The organism is Modicisalibacter coralii, assembly GCF_004117855.1.
In the GTDB taxonomy this organism is placed as follows: domain Bacteria; phylum Pseudomonadota; class Gammaproteobacteria; order Pseudomonadales; family Halomonadaceae; genus Modicisalibacter; species Modicisalibacter coralii.
On sequence record NZ_QWBW01000008.1, the window covers coordinates 14,256 to 31,565 of the forward strand.

13 protein-coding genes are annotated in these 17,310 nt (G+C 65.9%); 7 read left to right on the plus strand and 6 right to left on the minus strand.

Annotated elements, in window-relative coordinates:
* Positions 1-24: 24 nt before the first annotated feature.
* Complete coding sequence (locus D0901_RS03635) at positions 25-1,617, minus strand: ArnT family glycosyltransferase (protein ID WP_162500815.1); 1,593 nt, start codon at positions 1,615-1,617, stop codon at positions 25-27.
* 291 nt (positions 1,618-1,908) lie between these two features.
* Between D0901_RS03635 and D0901_RS03640 the strand changes: the two genes are divergently transcribed.
* Entirely contained in the window at positions 1,909-2,646 is a 738-nt protein-coding gene (locus tag D0901_RS03640; RefSeq protein WP_129138936.1) for a TSUP family transporter, read from the plus strand.
* Positions 2,647-2,648: 2 nt separating this feature from the next.
* Here the strand turns inward: D0901_RS03640 and D0901_RS03645 are convergent, their stop codons facing one another.
* Positions 2,649-3,569 carry an AraC family transcriptional regulator gene (locus D0901_RS03645; protein ID WP_129138937.1) on the minus strand — a complete coding sequence of 307 codons (921 nt, stop codon included), beginning with the start codon at positions 3,567-3,569 and terminating at the stop codon, positions 2,649-2,651.
* Positions 3,570-3,793: 224 nt separating this feature from the next.
* Between D0901_RS03645 and D0901_RS03650 the strand changes: the two genes are divergently transcribed.
* Positions 3,794-4,852 (plus strand): NAD(P)-dependent alcohol dehydrogenase, encoded by a 1,059-nt coding sequence (locus D0901_RS03650; RefSeq protein WP_129138938.1) that lies wholly within the window; start codon positions 3,794-3,796, stop codon positions 4,850-4,852.
* Positions 4,853-5,293: 441 nt separating this feature from the next.
* A complete protein-coding gene (locus D0901_RS03655) occupies positions 5,294-6,766 on the plus strand; it encodes a DASS family sodium-coupled anion symporter (protein WP_129138939.1) in 1,473 nt (490 codons plus the stop codon).
* Positions 6,767-6,784: 18 nt separating this feature from the next.
* On the opposite strand, the gene D0901_RS03660 is transcribed toward D0901_RS03655, so the two are convergent.
* On the minus strand, positions 6,785-9,469 hold the full coding sequence (locus tag D0901_RS03660) for a DUF2339 domain-containing protein (RefSeq protein WP_129138940.1): 2,685 nt from the start codon (positions 9,467-9,469) through the stop codon (positions 6,785-6,787).
* 580 nt (positions 9,470-10,049) lie between these two features.
* On the opposite strand from D0901_RS03660, the gene D0901_RS03665 reads away from it, so the two are divergent.
* Genes D0901_RS03665 through D0901_RS03675 form a run of 3 tightly spaced genes read left to right on the plus strand, consistent with a single transcriptional unit; the run spans position 10,050 to position 12,324 of the window.
* On the plus strand, positions 10,050-10,736 hold the full coding sequence (locus D0901_RS03665) for a CDP-alcohol phosphatidyltransferase family protein (protein WP_129138941.1): 687 nt from the start codon (positions 10,050-10,052) through the stop codon (positions 10,734-10,736).
* Complete coding sequence (locus tag D0901_RS03670) at positions 10,729-11,661, plus strand: phosphatidate cytidylyltransferase (protein ID WP_129138942.1); 933 nt, start codon at positions 10,729-10,731, stop codon at positions 11,659-11,661. Before D0901_RS03665 ends, D0901_RS03670 begins: the two co-directional genes overlap by 8 nt.
* 9 nt (positions 11,662-11,670) lie before the next feature.
* The gene (locus D0901_RS03675; RefSeq protein WP_129138943.1) at positions 11,671-12,324 is read left to right on the plus strand and encodes a lysophospholipid acyltransferase family protein; all 654 of its coding nucleotides are present in this window, start codon (positions 11,671-11,673) and stop codon (positions 12,322-12,324) included.
* A gap of 120 nt (positions 12,325-12,444) precedes the next feature.
* On the opposite strand, the gene D0901_RS03680 is transcribed toward D0901_RS03675, so the two are convergent.
* The gene (locus tag D0901_RS03680; protein WP_129138944.1) at positions 12,445-13,257 is read right to left on the minus strand and encodes an acyl-CoA thioesterase; all 813 of its coding nucleotides are present in this window, start codon (positions 13,255-13,257) and stop codon (positions 12,445-12,447) included.
* Positions 13,258-13,314: 57 nt separating this feature from the next.
* Between D0901_RS03680 and tadA the strand changes: the two genes are divergently transcribed.
* Entirely contained in the window at positions 13,315-13,812 is a 498-nt protein-coding gene (gene tadA / locus D0901_RS03685) for a tRNA adenosine(34) deaminase TadA (RefSeq protein WP_129138945.1), read from the plus strand.
* A gap of 51 nt (positions 13,813-13,863) precedes the next feature.
* Here tadA and D0901_RS03690 read toward each other — a convergent pair whose 3' ends face one another.
* Entirely contained in the window at positions 13,864-15,561 is a 1,698-nt protein-coding gene (locus D0901_RS03690; RefSeq protein WP_129138946.1) for a hypothetical protein, read from the minus strand.
* A gap of 200 nt (positions 15,562-15,761) precedes the next feature.
* Positions 15,762-17,219: a membrane-bound lytic murein transglycosylase MltF gene (gene mltF / locus D0901_RS03695; RefSeq protein WP_129138947.1), complete on the minus strand. Its 1,458-nt coding sequence runs from the start codon at positions 17,217-17,219 to the stop codon at positions 15,762-15,764.
* Positions 17,220-17,310: the final 91 nt, after the last annotated feature.

Consider the following 17,310-nt stretch of genomic DNA (forward strand, 5'->3'; position numbering starts at 1 on the left):
GGGTCGCAGGGCGTTACCAGACGCTCAGTGTGCGTCGGCGAGAAGTGGCCAGGCGGCGACGGGAATCAGCAGCAGGTGGCTGCCGCGGTAGGGCTGGTGATAGACCGCCGCCGCGAGCAGGTCAGCGTCGGGGCGCTTGAGCACCTCGATCATCACGCCCTGCGGGTGGGCCTCGCGCCAGGCGGTGAAGGCGGCAGCGGAGCCGAACACCGTCATGGTCTCTTGGGTGCGACCGAGAAAGCGGAACTGGTCGGCATAGTTGCCCAGGTAGGCGACCGGTACGTGGCGGGCCTCGAGACGGGCCAACTGACGGGCGGCAGGCTGGATGTCGTAGTAGCCGCGAATCGCCGGCGAGACCGCCAGCAGCAGAGCCAGCAGGCTCAGGGGCCAGGCCAGCGTCAGCGTCAGGCGATGCGCGCGGCGCCACAGCAGCACGGCGAAGGCCGCCGGCACCAGCGCCGCCAGACGCGCCGCCCCGGGCAGGGGCGCCTGTGGATAGAAGTGCCCGGCGATCTCGGGCAGGGCCGCCAACAGCAGGGTGACCAGCGCCAGGACGAGGCTCACCACCCGGGCACGATGCGGTCGTCCCGCGGCCAGTCGGCTGGCGATCCAGGTGGCCAGGAAGGGCAGGATCGGCATCAGGTAGTGGATCTGCTTGCCACTGACCAGGCTCAACAGGAGCAGCGGCGGCAGGCATCCCCAGGCGGCGAAGCGTTGCAGCGGCGTGGCCAGCCAGGGGCGGCCCCACACGGCCATGCCCGACCAGGGCAGGGTCAACAGCGGCAGCAGCGGCAGGTACCAGTACCAAGGGCGGGCGTGCTCGAAGGCGTTGGTGACACGCCCGGCCGACTGGCCCCAGAAGATCGCTTCGGCGTAATCGCTCCCGCCGGCGAGCGCGGCGGGTATCGCCCAGGCCAGGGCGATACCCGCGCCGATCAGGGTGGCGGCAAGTACGCCAGCCCAGTAACGCCGGGCCGGCGCCGCACCGGCGGGCCGCCAGAAGCGTGTGCCCAGCGCCAGCGGCAGCCAGTAGAGAAGAACCACCGGCCCCTTGGCCAGCACGCTCAGGCCGACGCCGACCCCGGCCAGCAGGAGCAGCGTGGTGCGCCCCGAACGCACGTAACGCACCCAGCCGAGTACCGCGACCAGGAAGCAGGTGGTGAACAGGACGTCGAACATGCTCAACGCCTGGTAGACGAACCACAGCGTCAGGCTCATCAGGACCAGCGGCGCCCAGCGGGCTTCTTGGTGGGCGTCGGGGTCGAACTGACGCAGGATCGCGGGCAGCAGCGGGTAGGCCAGCAGCCCGACCGCGGGCACCGCCAGCCGCGATACCCAGTCCGAGGTGCCGAACAGCGCCCAGGCCGACTGGATCACCCAGAACAGCAGCGGTGGCTTGTGGGGGTAAGGCTCTCCGTTGAGCAGGGGGACCAGGAAGCTCTGGTGCTGCCACATCTCCCAGGCCACCGACAGGTAGCGGGTCTCGTCGATGGGCATCAACGGCAGGTGGTCGATCCGCAGCACGCAGAACAGCGCGGCGAGCGCCACCGCCAGCGCGGCTCCGGGACGAGCCAGGGCGACGAGTCGGGGGCGGGTGTCGAGTCGGGTGAGGGGCATGGCACGTCGCATGGCTGAGTGGGCGGGAGACTCAGGGTGTCGGGTCTTGCTTAAGGGAGTCTTAGCCGGATCGGGTAGTCCGGCAATCGCCTGAAATGGCGACACGCATGGCGTGCGGCTGAGCTGTGCCAACCCCCGGGCAGGCGTGATGGCGCCCCGCTGTTCAGCGGGGTGGCGAGGGGGTGCGCTGCGCCATCGTCGGCGGGCTGCTAATATGTTCCCTTTTGTGCCGCCCCGGTGGCTTGTCGCAGTGTGTCGCCGCCCGGGGCCGCTCGTTCAAGGACGACTTCCGTGAGCCTTCTCGTGACCGCCGCTTTTCTGGTCGTGGTGTTTCTCACCTCGGCCCTGTCGGGTATCTTCGGCATGGCCGGCGGGCTGATCCTGTTGTGGTTCCTGTTGCTGGCGCTGCCGGCGAGCGTGGCGATCGTCGTCCATGGGGTCATCCAGTTCTGCGCCAACGCCTCGCGCGCCTGGCTGTCGCGGCAATACATCAATGCGCGCATCGTTGCCCTGATCGCCTCGGGGGGCGCGGTGTCGGCGGTGGTACTGGCGCTGCTCGACTACCATCCCGACACCACCGTCGTCTCGCTGTTGATCGGTCTGATGCCGATCCTGGTCTGGATTCCCCGTGCCTGGTTCCATTTCGACGCCTCGCGCACCGGACACGCTCTGGTCTGTGGTGTGGTCGCCGGCGGCCTGACCATCGCCTCGGGAGTCTCGGGGCCCAGCATCGACCTGTTCTTCATCCGCACCTCGATGGACCGGCGCCAGATCGTCGCCACCAAGGCGGCGGTCCAGGTCATCTCGCATGCCATCAAGATCGTCTTCTATGCCGGTTCGGCGATGATGCTGGGCGCCGGCGAGTGGAGCGTCATCGCCCTGGCGATCCCGATCGCCTTCCTCGGCACCCGGGCCGGCAACGGCGTGCTGCGTCGCCTGACCGACGCCAACTTCCGCTACTGGACGCGCTGGATCGTCACCGTCGTGGGCGGCGTGTACTTTTTCCAGGCCCTCGTCGAGCTGATCTGAACTCAGCCGGCGCCACGCCGTTGTGCGGCGGGGCTGATGCCGAAGTAGCGCTTGTAGTCGCGACTGAACTGCGACGCGCTCTGGTAGCCGACCTCGCTGGCGGTGCGTCCGACCTGCCAGCCCTGTTGATCGAGCAGCGCCCGTGCCTTGAGCAGTCGCAGGCGCTTGAGGTACTGCATCGGGGCCAGGTGGGTGGTGTGCTTGAAGTGGTGGTGGAAGTGCGACGCGCTCATGGCGGCCTGCTCGGCCAGGACTTCCACGCTCAATGGGCGGGTGTAGTGGCGGTGCAGGTAGTTGAGCGCCTGCCCGATGCGCGCGTACTGGCCCGATTCGGCCAGCAATTGCCGCAGCGAATCGCCCTGGGGGCCGCGCAGCGCCTCGAAGACCACCTCGCGGATGCGCGCGTCGCCCAGCGCCTCGGCGAGCCGGGAATCGTGCAGGCACTCGAGCAGGCGCAGCACGTTGTCGGTCATGCGCCCCGCCAGCGGCACCGCGGCCATCGGCGAAGGGCGGGTCGCGGGTTGCCCGGCGTCCTTCAGCCAGGGTTGGGCCAGCTCGCCGAGCATCAGTCGGTCGAGGCGGATCGACACGCCGAGCAGCGGTTCGTCGGCGCTGGCATGGGTCTCGCACTCGAAGGGCAGGGGAAGGGCCTGGACCAGGTAGTGGCCGGCCCCGTAGTGGATCACCCGGTCGTCGAGATAACCGATCTTGCCGCCCTGGACGACGACGATCAGGCCCGGGTCGTAGATCAGGGGCGTGCGGGCATGGCCGCAGTGCGACGCGACCAGGTGGACGCCGGGCAGCCGGGTCGGCTGGAAGCCGTCGTGCTCGATCAATGGCGAGATCAGCTCCGCCATGCGGGCCAGGTCGTCGGGTCGGGCGGCGAGCGAAGGGGGTTCCGGAGACGGGATGGCAATGGTCATGGTGGCGATCGCAGGCGTTCGGCAAGGACTGGGTTTCCAGCCTAGCGTATTTTCCGGCATGAAATCCCCCGTGTACTGCCCCCTTATGGTGAGTTTTCACAGGATCGTGCAGAAATCGCACAGTATCGAGCATGGTCGGCGTGGCCCTCGACGCCCAGAATGACAGGCGTCTTGCGCTCGGCCGAGGGCATCGGCCGACACTCGTGATCCACAGGGAGTTCATCATGACCAACGCCAAGGGGTATGCCGCCCATTCCGCCGAATCGCCGCTCGAGTCGTATGCTTTCGAGCGTCGCGAACTGCGTGGCGACGACGTGGCGATCGACATTCTCTACTGTGGCGTCTGCCACAGCGACCTGCACTTCGCCCGCGACGACTGGGGCATGGCGGCCTATCCGGTGGTGCCCGGCCACGAGATCGTCGGTCGCGTCACCGCGGTGGGCGCCGAGGTCAGCCACTACCAGGAGGGCGATCTCGTCGGGGTCGGCTGCATGGTCGACTCCTGCCGGCATTGCCAGGCCTGCGACGACGGCCTGGAGCAGTATTGCGCCGAAGGCTTCACCATGACCTACGGCAGCGAGGACCGTCACGACGGCACGCTCACCCAGGGGGGCTATTCCGACAAGGTGGTGGTCAGCGAGCGCTTCGTGCTGCGCATGCCGGAGGGCATCGACCTCAAGTCCGCCGCGCCGCTGCTGTGCGCCGGCATCACCACCTATTCGCCGCTCAAGCACTACGGCGTCAAGCCGGGGCACAAGGTCGGGGTGATCGGCATGGGTGGCCTGGGTCACATGGGCGTCAAGCTGGCCAAGGCGCTGGGTGCCGAGGTGACGTTGTTCACCCGCTCGCAAGGCAAGGTCGACGAGGCCAGGAGCAATGGTGCCGATCACGTCGTGGTCTCCACCGATGACGACCAGATGGCGGCGGTCGCCGAGACCTTCGACTTCATGCTGGATACCGTGCCCAATCAGCATGACCTGAATCCCTACCTGCAGTCGCTGAAGTACGACGGCACGCATATCCTGGTCGGACAGCTGCAGCCGCTGGAGCCGGCCGTGATGGGCGCCAACCTGATCTTCCGCCGCCGGGTGCTGGCCGGTTCGCTGATCGGTGGCATCCCCGAGACCCAGGAGGTGCTCGATTTCTGCGCCGAGAAGGGCATCACCTGCGATGTCGAGATGATCGACATCCAGGACATCAACCAGGCCTGGGAGCGCATGCAGAAGGGCGACGTCCGCTACCGTTTCGTGATCGACATGGCCTCGCTCAAAGACGCCGACTGATTCCGGTGCTCCCGCGATGCTCCAAGCCGGCGCCCCCCCTTCGGGGTGCCGGCTCTATCGTTACGCTTTGTCTGAAAAATGTCTGCGCTCGCCCATACAGCGTTAAAAATCGACTGGTGCGCCAGCCCGGTCAAATGCTCATTTACGTCTTGTAAACTCCGCTTTTCCGTCAATTTTTGCCTTGTCTGGCCATCGCTCACCGATTTTTCTGACAGAGCTCAATTCCCCGTGACATCGTTGTCGCCGGCGTCGTCATTGCACACGTGACGCGCCTGGCCAAAGAGCTCATCGCCAGAGGGCATTCCGGCAGTTGAGTGTCCGCGTAAACTGTCCCAGATCATTTACAGTCCCGGCCGTCGGCACATAGTCTGAAAGGGTTCCCACCTGTCCCAGGCCATTGGAATGGGTTGGCACACCTGCCCAAACCGATAAGGACTGTTCGTGAAACCGACCGCGAAAAGTGACTTCCGCCCGATTCCCGCTCTCATCGCTATCGCCATCGGGATTGCGATAGGGTTCGTCCCCACACCAGAGGGTGTGTCCTCCCAGGGCTGGTTGATGTTGGCCATCTTCGTGGCGACCATTGCCGCCATCATTGGCAAGGCCATGCCCATCGGGGCTGTGTCGATCGTGGCAATCACGGTGGTGGCCGTCAGTGGCGTCACCAGTGACAACCCCGGCACCGCCATTCGTGACGCCCTGGGCAGTTTCAGCAATTCGCTGATCTGGCTGATCGCCGTGGCCATCATGATCGCCCGGGGCTTGATAAAGACCGGCCTGGGCGAGCGTATCGGCTACTACTTCATTGCGCTGTTCGGCAAACGGACGCTGGGTATCGGATATGGTCTGGCGCTGTCGGAACTGGTGATTGCGCCGGTCACGCCCAGCAATACCGCACGCGGCGGCGCGATTATCCATCCGATCATGCTGTCCATCGCCAAGAGTTTCGGCTGCACGCCGGACAACGAAAACACCAATCGGATCGGCAAATACCTGGCGCTGGTGAACTACCATTCCAATCCGATCACCTCGGCGATGTTCATTACCGCCACCGCGCCCAACCCGCTGACGGTGAAGCTGATTGCCGATGCCACCGGGGGCGACATCAGTCTTAGCTGGACGACCTGGGCCCTGGCCATGCTGCTGCCGGGTCTCGTGGCCATTGCGCTCATGCCGCTGGTGCTTTATCTGATGTACCCGCCGGAGATCAAATCCACGCCGGATGCCGTCAACTTCGCCCGCGAGCGGCTGGAAAGCCTGGGCAAGCTGTCCCGGGACGAGGGCATCATGCTTGGTGTGTTTCTGGTGCTGCTGTTGCTGTGGGCGGATGTGCCGGCCTGGATCCTGGGTGATGCCTTCAAGCTGAACTCCACCACCACCGCGTTTGTCGGCCTGTCCATTCTGTTGGTGACCGGGGTCCTGAACTGGAAGGATGTGCTGGCTGAAAAGAGTGCCTGGGATACCCTGGTGTGGTTTGGCGCGCTGGTCATGATGGCCACCCAACTGAACAAGCTGGGGGTGATTGACTGGTTCTCCGGCGCCATTCAGCAGGGGATCGTCAGCACCGGTCTTGGCTGGCCGGCTTCCACCGCCCTTCTGGTGCTGGTGTTCCTCTATTCCCATTACTTCTTTGCCAGCACCACCGCGCACATCACCGCGATGATGGGAGCATTCCTGGTGGTCGGCCTGGGCCTGGGCGCACCGCCGATGGCATTTGTGCTGATGATGGCGGCCACGTCCTCGATCATGATGACGCTTACCCACTACGCCACCGGCACGTCACCGGTGATCTTCGGCTCCGGTTACGTGGGGCTGGGCGAATGGTGGAAGGCCGGCTTCGTGATGAGCCTGGTGAACCTTCTGCTCTGGGTGGTCGTCGGTGGTCTGTGGTGGAAAATCCTGGGCTACTGGTAATCACCGTAGCCCCCTGGATTACTCCACCCCGCCCTCCGTCCGGGCCGGGGCGGGTTGCAGGCTTTTCCGGATGATCTGGTGAACGTAGGCCAGGCCCAACAGGCAAAGCCCCAGGCCCATGAACGAGGCGACACGCCACAGCCCGGTCACGTCCGACATGTCGAACAGGAAGATCTTGGCGATCACCAGCATCAGCAACAGCATCGCCGCCTTGTAAAGCGGCTGCGCCTGGAAGCGGATGCCGGCAATGGTGCCGACCACCGCCATCAGCAGCCACACCATGGAATAGGTGTAGTGTTCGCCGTCGCTGATGACGTTGTGGATGCTCAGCCCTCCCTGCCACAGGTGATGGATCTCGATGGACACGAAATACAGCAGGGCGGCCCCGGCAGTGGCCCCGGCAATTTTTCGGAGCTGGCCTGCAAGCAGGCAATAGCTGGTGGCGGCCAGGACCACCGGCAGCCCGTAGGCGAGCAGCAGGCTATTGAGCAGGGGCGTGGAGGCAATCGATGCGGGCTCCCACAGCGGGTTTTTCAACAGCAACAGGCCGCCCACATAGATCAGGCCGCAGACAGTGAGTAACAGGTGCCCGCAAACCCGGTAGAACGCCTGCAGGTGGTGCGCGCTTTTTGCACGGTACAGGTACACGTTCCCGATCAGGCCCGCGGCCGCCATATTGAGGGCCGCTTCCAGGTAGGAGTAGGTCTGGCGGAAAATATCGCCGTCGTACAACTGGTAACGGGTTTCATAGATCAGTGTCAGTGCCAGCAGGTGCAGGCCCGCGCCCTGCAACCATTGCCGCAGGGGATCCTCCGGCCGGGTGAAGTATGCCGCCACCCAGACCACCAGGGCGGAGCCCCCGCACACCCACAGGCTCCAGTGGAAATCGGTGGGATAGCTCAGCAGCCAGGGATTCAGGGTCAGCCGTACGATGACAAGGCCCAGTACCGCCTTTACAAGGTACGGCAGCACCGGCAGGGCAAACCGCTGGTGGAGCCGGGACAGGGTCACCACCTGCAGGGCCAGCGCCAGGGTGAGCGTGGCTTCCCGGAGTACCATGACCGCCGCCAGTGAGTAGGCCAGATGGGCACTGATGACCAGTGCCGCGGTGACCGAAGGCGGAATCTCTTTAGCTGTCTGCCGGTTCGCAATAGCAAGGTAGGCCGCGCCCAACACCAGCATGGCGACGGCCCACTGCCAGTGGGTATTCATGTCCGTCAGTCCGATATAGGCAATGGACAGGGCCGCCACCGGCGCCAGAAACGCCAGCGACGACCAGTACCCTTTGTGCTCGCTGACCTTGATGTTCCACAGAGCACCCGGGGTGAACAGGCCGACCAGAACGGCCAGTGCGCCGGCGAACTGGCTGGCTTCACCCGAAGACAGGTGGCGCACATGCACCGCGGTATCCGAAGCCAGTGCCGATACCAGTATGCCGATGGCCGTGATCGCGAATGCAGGCCAGGCGATCAGGCTGAACCCGGGATGATGACGGCAGACCCAGAGTACCAGTGCGGGCAGGATCCACAGGGCGATCACCGGCGAGGGGGCGGACACGGCGATGCTGAGACCGGCGGCGGCAACGAAGGTTGCCAGCGTATAGACGTTCCGGGTGAGGGGGGAAATGAACATGTTCCGGTGGCAGCAGGCCATCAGGGGCGGCTCTTCCTTCACCTGGCTGTTGACCAGTCGCCAGTCGGAGCCGGGGATGGCCAGGAAACCATAGGTGACCAGCGCCAGGTAGATCAGTTGTACCGAAGGATCAACCGTCGAGGTCAATGACAGGGCCCACCAGCCTGTGGCGCCCGCCATGATGCCCAGCCACAGCCAGTTGCGATAGACATGACGCAGCAGTGCCAGTGACGAGCCCGTGATCACCAGGCTGTAGATCAGGGCCCCGAGCATGTTCTGGCTGCCGGTGTCGACCAGTAACGGAACCACATAGGCCCCCAGCATGCCGAGGGCGGCCAGTACCGGGCCATGGATCAGTGACAGGCCCATGGTGATCAGCGACACCACGAGCAACAGGCTGAAGACCGGCCCGGCTGGCCACAGTTGGTAAAGATGGAGGGCCGCCAGCAGGGCGGCGTACAGGATAATGCTTGCGCCACCGGCCAGCGCGGCCAGCACGTCGTTGTAGTGCGCCAGTTGGCGCCGCTTCCAGAGCGCCACACCATGGAAGGTCAGGCCAAGCAGGATCGCCAGCGCGATGCGGGCCGTTGGCCCCAGCAGACCGGCCTCGATGGAGTACCTGACCAGGAAAATGCCGGACAGGCCGACGCTCACGCCACCCAGCCACACCATCCAGTTCTCCTTCAGGTGGGCCAGCCAGGGGGCGTAATTCACGAGGGGTTCCGTGTTGTCGGCGCCTGTCTTCCCGGTGTCGGGCTCACGCCCGGAATAGACCGGCTTTTCGGCGGCAGGTCGTGGTGGTTCCGACGATGACTCGGGGGGTGGGCTTTGTTCCGCCTGAGCGTCGCTGGCCGTCCTTTCCGGGGACAACGAATCGCCGGCCGGTTGCTCCAGCGACGCCGGTTTCGGCCGGTCGGCAACGGCATTGTGCTCAGGCCGGTTCAACTGTGCCTGCAAAGCCGCAATCTGAGCGCGCAGGTCACGTTGTTGAAAAAAGGCGATCCACCCCAGAATTGCGCCCGGTACCACTATGCCAAATAGAACAAGGGCAAAGATAATAACCCCACCCATGGCCACACTCCCTGTCAGTCGGGCAGGCAGTGTATCGAAAGTTACAGTGTGGTGTGTACGTCAGTCAGTGAACGGCCCCAGCTTATGAGGAAGGTCGAGTCCGTTGGTTTAACCGGATTGCGGGAGGAATGTTTATGTCGGCAGGCGTACTGTTGCCCGATACGATCGGGGCCAATGGATAGCAATAAAACGTGTGGCTCCTGAATTCGAGCAATAAGCGCAGCACCAGGGGTAAATGGGCCGACAGAAAGGCGGGCTTGATCGTCAATCCCCTGTTTCCTCTGTCTTGCCGGCGTCGTCATTACGTTGCCCGACGATATCGGAGCCTCTCTCTGTAAGACATTTCTCACACGGGCCATCGTATATCCCCGATAGCGCACAGCGCGCCTTATTGCGTAGAGTCTCACACTCACCAATCCGTGACCCTCGGGGATGACGTGGCCCACTGCCTCGGCTTCGCCGGTCGCCAGGCCGACCCCAGTCGTCGGGCGGCAGGCCCCATGACGTCGATGTCGCCGACAGGTCATGCGCCATCGTGGCACTGACGTCGACACTACCCCTCTGGAACAGGAGACCCCGCGTGCCATCCTCTGACAATCGCAGGCCGCTCAAGAGTCGCAATCATCGTCTCGCGCAGCGCGCCGCTGCCTGGCTGAGCCGGCGTCGTTGCACGCCCAACCAGATCTCGCTGGCGAGTATCGGTTTCGCCGCTTTCGCCACGCTGGTGCTGGTGGCCTGGCGGCATGCCACGGGCGGGGCGCAGTGGGTGTTGCCGCTACTCGCCATCGTGGGTATCCAGGGGCGTCTGCTGTGTAACCTGCTCGATGGCATGGTCGCGGTGGAGGGCGGGCGCTCGACGCCCGACGGAGAACTCTACAACGATATACCGGACCGTATCGCGGATGCGCTGTTGCTGGCGGCGGCGGGTTATGCGGCGGGCACACTCTGGAGTGGCGGTATCTGGCTCGGCTGGCTGGCGGCGCTGCTGGCCGTGGCGACCGCCTATGTGCGCATGCTGGGCGCTTCGATGGGTGCGCCCATGTCCTTTATCGGGCCGATGGCCAAGCCGCACCGTATGGCGTTGCTGAGTGGCGCCTGTCTGCTCAGTGTGCTCGAACCCTATCTCTGGCCCAAGGGCTGGGCGCTACTGCTGGGTCTCGGCGTCGTCGTCGTCGGCAGTGCCCTGACCATCGTCCGGCGTACACGGGCGATCCACGCCCACTGCATGGCCGCCGCCGACCGGCCGGCGAGGGGCGAGGATGTTTGAGATCGCGCCCCACGTCGAGACGGTGGTCATCGTGGTGCTGGGATTGCTGTGCGTCGCCAGCCTGTCGCGTGTGTGGCTTCGCCAGCGCTATCCGCAGCGCGACTGGCTGGAGCTCAAGCAGCGCATCCGCTCCTGGTGGTGGATGATCGGCCTGTTGTTCGTCGTTCTGTTGTTGAACCGCGAAGCCGGCATCGTCTTCTTCGCCTGCCTCAGCTACCTGGCGCTCAAGGAGTTCTTCTCGATCGTGCCGACGCGCCTGGTGGATCGCCGCGTGCTGTTCTGGGCCTATCTGGCGATTCCCGTGCAGTACCTGTGGATCTGGCAGGCGTGGTACGGCATGTTCAGCATCTTCGTGCCGGTCTACGTTTTCCTGTTCCTGCCGGTACGCATGCTGCTGCTCGGCGACAGTCAGGGGTTCATCCGCGCGGCGGGGGTGATCCACTGGATGGTGATGCTGGCGATCTACTGCATCGGCTACCTGGCGGCTCTGCTGACGCTGCCGGTACTCAATCCGGCGGCGGGTTACCTGGGGCCGGTGTTGTTCGTCGTCTTCATCACCCAGTTCAACGACGTCTGCCAGTACGTCTGGGGCAAGCGGGTCGGCAAGCGCCCGATTCTGCCGCAGGTCAGTCCGAACAAGACCTGGGGCGGCTTTCTGGGCGGCGTCGCCACGGTGACGCTCTGCGCCGGGCTGGCCGGCCCCTACCTGACCGGCATGTCCTGGGCGCTGTCGATGGGTGCGGGCGTGCTGATCGCCGTGTGCGGCTTCTTCGGCGACGTGGTGATCTCCTCGGTCAAGCGCGATCTCGGCATCAAGGACACCGGACAACTGATCCCGGGGCACGGCGGGGTGCTCGATCGGCTCGACAGCATCATCTACACGGCGCCGGTCTTCTTCCATTTCTATCGCTTCTTCGCCTACTGAGGTGGCGTCATGCAGCGCTGGCTGAAAGTGCTCTTCTTTCTACTGGTCGTTCGGCCGCTGATCGTGTTCGTCATCGGTCTCAATGTGTTCCAGCGCGAGCGGCTGCCGCGACACGGCCCGCACGTGCTGGTCGCCAACCACAACAGTCATCTCGATACGCTGGTATTGATGAGCCTGTTCTCGTGGCGGGACCTGGCGCGCGTGCGCCCCGTGGCGGCGGCGGATTATTTTCTCGCCAACCGTTGGCTGGCCTGGTTTTCGACCCGGGTCCTCGACATCATTCCGGTCCACCGCGATGGCCGTGGCGACCGGGGCGATCCGCTGGCCGACTGCCGTGCGGCGCTGGCGGCGGGCGATATCGTGATCCTGTTCCCGGAAGGGAGCCGAGGCCGGCCCGAAGCGATGCAGCCGTTGAAGAAAGGCGTCTTTCATCTGCTCAAGGAGAGTCCCGAGATACCGCTGACGCCAGTCATGCTGCGTGGTCTGGGGCGGGCCCTGCCGAAGGGCGAGGCGCTGCTGGTGCCGCGCAATTGCGATGTCGCCGTGGGCGAGGCGATGCATGTCGGCAGCGACAGTGCCGCTTGCATGGCGTCGCTCGAAGCGGCGTTCGCGATACTCGCGGAGCAGTGCCGGGGCAGTGCCTGGCTGGACGAATGGCAGTAGCCGGGCCTGGCGGACCCGATAGCGAGGATGCGTTGCGGATCGGCGTGCGCCGCCGCTACGGTCGGGCGAGCAGGGCGGCGAGGATCACGGGCGCCCCGGCGCTCCCTTTCATGGCCTGGATCACGACGTCTTGAGCCGGGTCAGCCCTTCCTGGGCCGACGAGGCGACCAGGTAGCCTTGCCGGTCGTAGACGTTGCCGCGCGAGAAACCGCGCCCACCGCCGGCCCAGGGGCTTTCCATGTCGTAGAACAGCCAGTCGTTGATGCGCACGTCGCGGTGGAACCACAGCGCATGGTCGAGGCTGGCGATGCGCAGCCTGGGGTCGCCGAAGTGCGTGTCGTGGCCGATCAGGCTGGTGGTCAGCAGGTTGAAGTCCGAGCTGTAGGCGAGCAGATAGCGGTGCAGGATGGCGTCGTCGGGCAGGTCGCCGGCGAGCCGGAACCACAACCGCTTGGTGGGGATGCCGTCGCGCTCGCCATCCGGCAGGTGCAGGAATTCGATCGGGTGGCCGGCGAACTGCTGCGGTCGGGCGCCCTCGCCGATCAGGGTATCGGGATCGTCGACGACGGGCCGACTCGGCTGGTGATGAAAGCCGGGCTCGTCGACGTGGAACGAGGCGCTGCAGAAGAAGATCGTCTTGCCGTGCTGGATCGCGCTGATCCGGCGGGTCGCGAAGCTGCCGCCGTCGCGCACCCGGTCGACCTGATAGACCACCGGGTGATGGGCGTCCCCGGCGAGCAGGAAGTAGCCGTGCAGGGAGTGCACGCGGCGCTGTGGATCGACGGTCTGGCAGGCGGCGGACAGCGCCTGGCCGAGAACCTGGCCGCCGAACAGTTGCGGAAAGCCGAGATCCTGGCTGCGACCGCGAAACAGGTTCTCCTCGAGCATCTCCAGGCCCAGCAGGTCGACCAGGGCATCGAGTGCGTGTGTCATGCGTCCTCTCCCTACGTGTACGATGAGCGCGTCGACAGAATACCCGAGACCCCGATCATGCGCAGCGATAACTACTACATGCACCGTGCCCTCGACCAGGCCCGGGCGGCGCAGGCGGCCGGCGAGGTGCCGGTGGGCGCGGTGGTGGTGGACGTCGCCGGCGAGATCGTGGGGCGTGGCTACAATGCCCCGCTGGGCAGCCACGACCCGAGCGGCCACGCCGAGATCCGCGCGCTGCGCGACGCCGCCGCGCGGCTCGCCAACTATCGCCTCGATGGCTGCACGCTGTTCGTGACGCTCGAGCCCTGCATGATGTGCGCCGGGGCGATCATTCATGCCCGCCTGGCGCGGGTGGTCTATGCCGCCGCGGAGCCGCGGACGGGGATGGTCGAATCGCGGGCCAATCTGTTCGCCCAGCCCTGGTTCAATCATCGGGTGGCGGTGGAGGGGGGGCTGCTGGCGGTGCAGTCGCGACGGCTGCTGCAGGCTTTCTTCGCCGAGCGCCGCGGGCAGGGACTGCATGAGTCGCCCGAGGCGGACGAATCGCCTAGCTAGTCGAGACGGCGGGAAGGGTAAGCGCGGCACCCTCGGGTGCCGCGCTGGGGGTCACTCTTTCCAGTCGACCCGGCTTTCGAGCACCAGGCCGCTGTCGGCCATGCGGACATCGATGTTCATGGCATCGATGTGCTCGAACTGGGCGCGGGCGCTTGCGAGCTCGCTGTCCAGCTCGTCGGCGAGCTCCCGGTTGCCCTGCATGGCCAGCAGTCCCTGGGTCATGTCCAGCCATTGCAGATACATTGCCCCGGAGATACGCAGGTGCATCAGGTGGCCGGCGTCGGCGTCGTCACCCTGCAACTGATCGGTGAGCCGTGTCTTCTCGCCGTCGCCCACGGCCACGCCCAGGGCCTTGTCGCTCATGGCGGCCCAGCCCGGCTGGCCGTTGAGCATGGCGAGCCACTGTTGCGGCAGGGAGACCGCGCCCGAGTCCGGCGTCAGGCGCAGCTCGGCGAGCTGCGGCACCATGCTCTGGCCCATGGCCAGCAGGCCGTCGGGATTGCTGGCGGCGATGATCGCCGCGCCCTTGACGTCGGGGATGCCGTTCGTGGCGGTATCCATGGCGTCGAGGATCAGGCGCACGCCGCGCAGGTCGCCGAACGGCGGCATCGCCAGCATGTTGATGCGTTGTCCGAGCTCGTCGAGCTGGCCGTTGAGCTCGGCGAGTTGCGGGCATTCGAAGGGCTTGGCCTGGAGGCTGTCGATCTGCTCGCGCAGCACCGTGCGCAGCGTCGGCATGGGCAGCGCCATGGCCATATCGAAGGGCGCGTCGGTCGCGGCGCCGAGTCCGGGCAGCGGCGTACGCAAGGTAGCGAACGGCTTGGCGATGTCCGACATCAGGGACACGTCCATACGCTGTTCGACATGGTCCGCCTCGAGCGCCGTGTAGCCGAGACTCAGTTGCGGTACCCAGCCGGCGATGCGTTCGGCATCCGCGCGGCAGGCCGCGGAAACGGCCGTCGGCGCCTGCCCGGTGGCCTGCTCGCGCATCGCTTTGACGGTATCGACGAGCGGGTCCTCGTCACCGATGAGCAGGGTCACCAGACGCTGGGTATCGATGTAGCCGGTGCCGTAGGGCAGGTAGCCCTTGGCGTCGGCGAGCTTGGTCAAGGTGTCGCTGGCGCTCTTCTCGGGCAGGCTGTCGCCGAGCAGTTCCGACAACAGGGTGTCATCGAGGGTGTCGGGCGCCAGGGCGAGAACCGCCCGGCCGTCGTGGACCGCGCTGATCAGTTGCAGCGGCGTGTCCGCGAGCGGCACCCGGCGATAGTCCGTGCCGTCCAGGTCGCGCGTCTCGAAGGTCGCGCCGGCGGCCTTCGCCAGGCGATCGAGGAAGTCCCGGTAACGCTGGGGATCGTCGACGCCCAACCGCAGTACCGGTGTCAGGCCAAGGCCGTAGAAGGCACTGAGCCCATACAGGTCGACGCCGATCGAGTCGGCCACCTGACGGTAGCCCTGCTTGCCCTCGAGTTCACCGGCGAGGGCCGCGAGGAGCCCGGCCATGGACTCGGCACCGTCGTCACGCAGCGCATCGGCGGCCTGGGTCAGTTGCCGCCGATGCTCGTCGATCTGGGCATCGAGGGAGGCCAGCGGCGTCTCGAGGGCCGCCTCGTCGGGCGTCTCGTAGGTGGCGAACAGGTAGGGCGTGTCGGCCGGCACGTGGGCCAGCGGCGAGGAGGTCCCGGAGGATGAGTCGCCGCAACCGGCCAGCAAGAGGCCGGCGGCGGCGGTGGCGAGCAGTGCGCGTCGCATGGTGAGGCGTTCCTTTGTCGCTGTGCGTTGAATGATCCCGGCTCGTTGGCCGGACAAGGTCGGACGGGAAGCACTGGGCCACTCTGTCGGTGGCTATCGTTTTTCAGGGACGGGGCGATGCCCGATTCCCAGGCTCGCCGGGCATTATCGGCGAGTGACGCCCATTATGCAGCCGTGGGCGGAATTTTTCCGCCCCCGGTTCACAATACCGGTGGCACCACGTCGAAGAGTTGCTGGGTGTCCTCGTCGCTGGGCTCGCGCTGGTTGAGCTGGAAGAACTGCTGCTCGGTGCGCTCGATGTAGTTGAGGATCTCGTAGTAGCGGCGGATGTTGCGCACGTAGATCACCGGCTCGCCGCCGCGGGCGTAGCCGTGGCGGACCCGCGAATACCACTCGCGCTTCTGCAGCAACGGCAGCGCCTCGCGCACGTCGGCCCAGCTGTAGGGGTCGCCGCCCTGCATGTCGACGATCTTCTGGGCGTCGTAGAGATGGCCCAGGCCGACGTTGTAGGCGGCCAGCGCCATCCAGGTGCGGTCCGGCTCGGTGATCTCCTCCTGCAGGCGCCGTTTCGTCTCGAGCAGATACTGGGCGCCGCCCTCGATGCTCTGACGGGGGTCGAGGCGGTTGTCGACGCCGACTTCCTCGGCGGTGCGCTCGGTGAGCATCATCAGCCCGCGCACCCCGGTCGGTGACGTGGCCCTGGGTTTCCAGTGCGACTCCTGATAACCCAGCGCGGCGAGCAGCTTCCAGTCGAAGCCGGTGTCCTTGGCGGCGGCGACGAACTCGGCCTTGTAGGTGTCGAGTCGCTGGTTGGCCTGCTGGATGAAGGTACGGGCGCCGACGTATTCCAGGTAGTCGTCGTGGCCGAAATAGCGTTCGACCAGGTCGTCCAGGGTGCCGTCGGCCTGCATGTCGTCGAGGAAGCGGTTGACCCGCTCGAGCAGCCCCAGGCCGCTGTCGGCGGGCAGCGCCCAGGCCAGGCTCAGCGGGTCACCGATCAGGAAACCGTTCTCGACGCCGGGAAAGAACAGCCGGTTGAGCTTGAACTGGTGCTGGTAGATCACCGCCGCGTCGAGTTCGCCGTTCTCGACCAGGCTCAGCAGGTCGGCGACCTCGATGTCGGCGGATTCCTTCCAGGTCAGTTCGGGCAGGTCGTTCTGCAGTTCGCGCAGTACCAGGCTGGCGCCCGAACCCTTGAGCACGCCGACCGAACGACCGACCAGATCCTGGGTGCTGTCGATCGGCGGCAGGCCCCGGCGATACACCACCAGTGGCTTGAGCGTCATGATCGCGCGACTGAAATGCACCCCCGTCAGGGTCGGGTCGAGGGGCAGGGCCGCCGCGCCCAGGTCGGCGTCGCCGTCGCGTACCGCGGCGAGCACGTCGTCGATGTTGCCGTCGCTGTCCAGCGCCAGGCTGACGCCGAGGCGGTCGGCGAAGCGCTTGACCAGCTCGAACTCGAAGCCGGTCGGCCCCTGACGCCCCTGGTAGTAGGTGGTCGGGGTGTTGCGCGTGGCGACCTGGATGAAATCCCGGGCGCGGATCGCATCGAGCAGCGGGTCCCCGGGCGTCGCCTGCCAGGCCGGCCAGCCCAGCAGCAGCAATCCCAGCACGATGAGCGTCGTCCGGCGCGGGTGGCGGGCGAGGGCCTTGAGCATGCGTTGCCGTCGGTTGCAGTGAGCGGCTCACCATACCCGGCCCCCCGTGGGCTGTCATCCCGGCCGATTCCACGGATTTCTCGAAGGACGG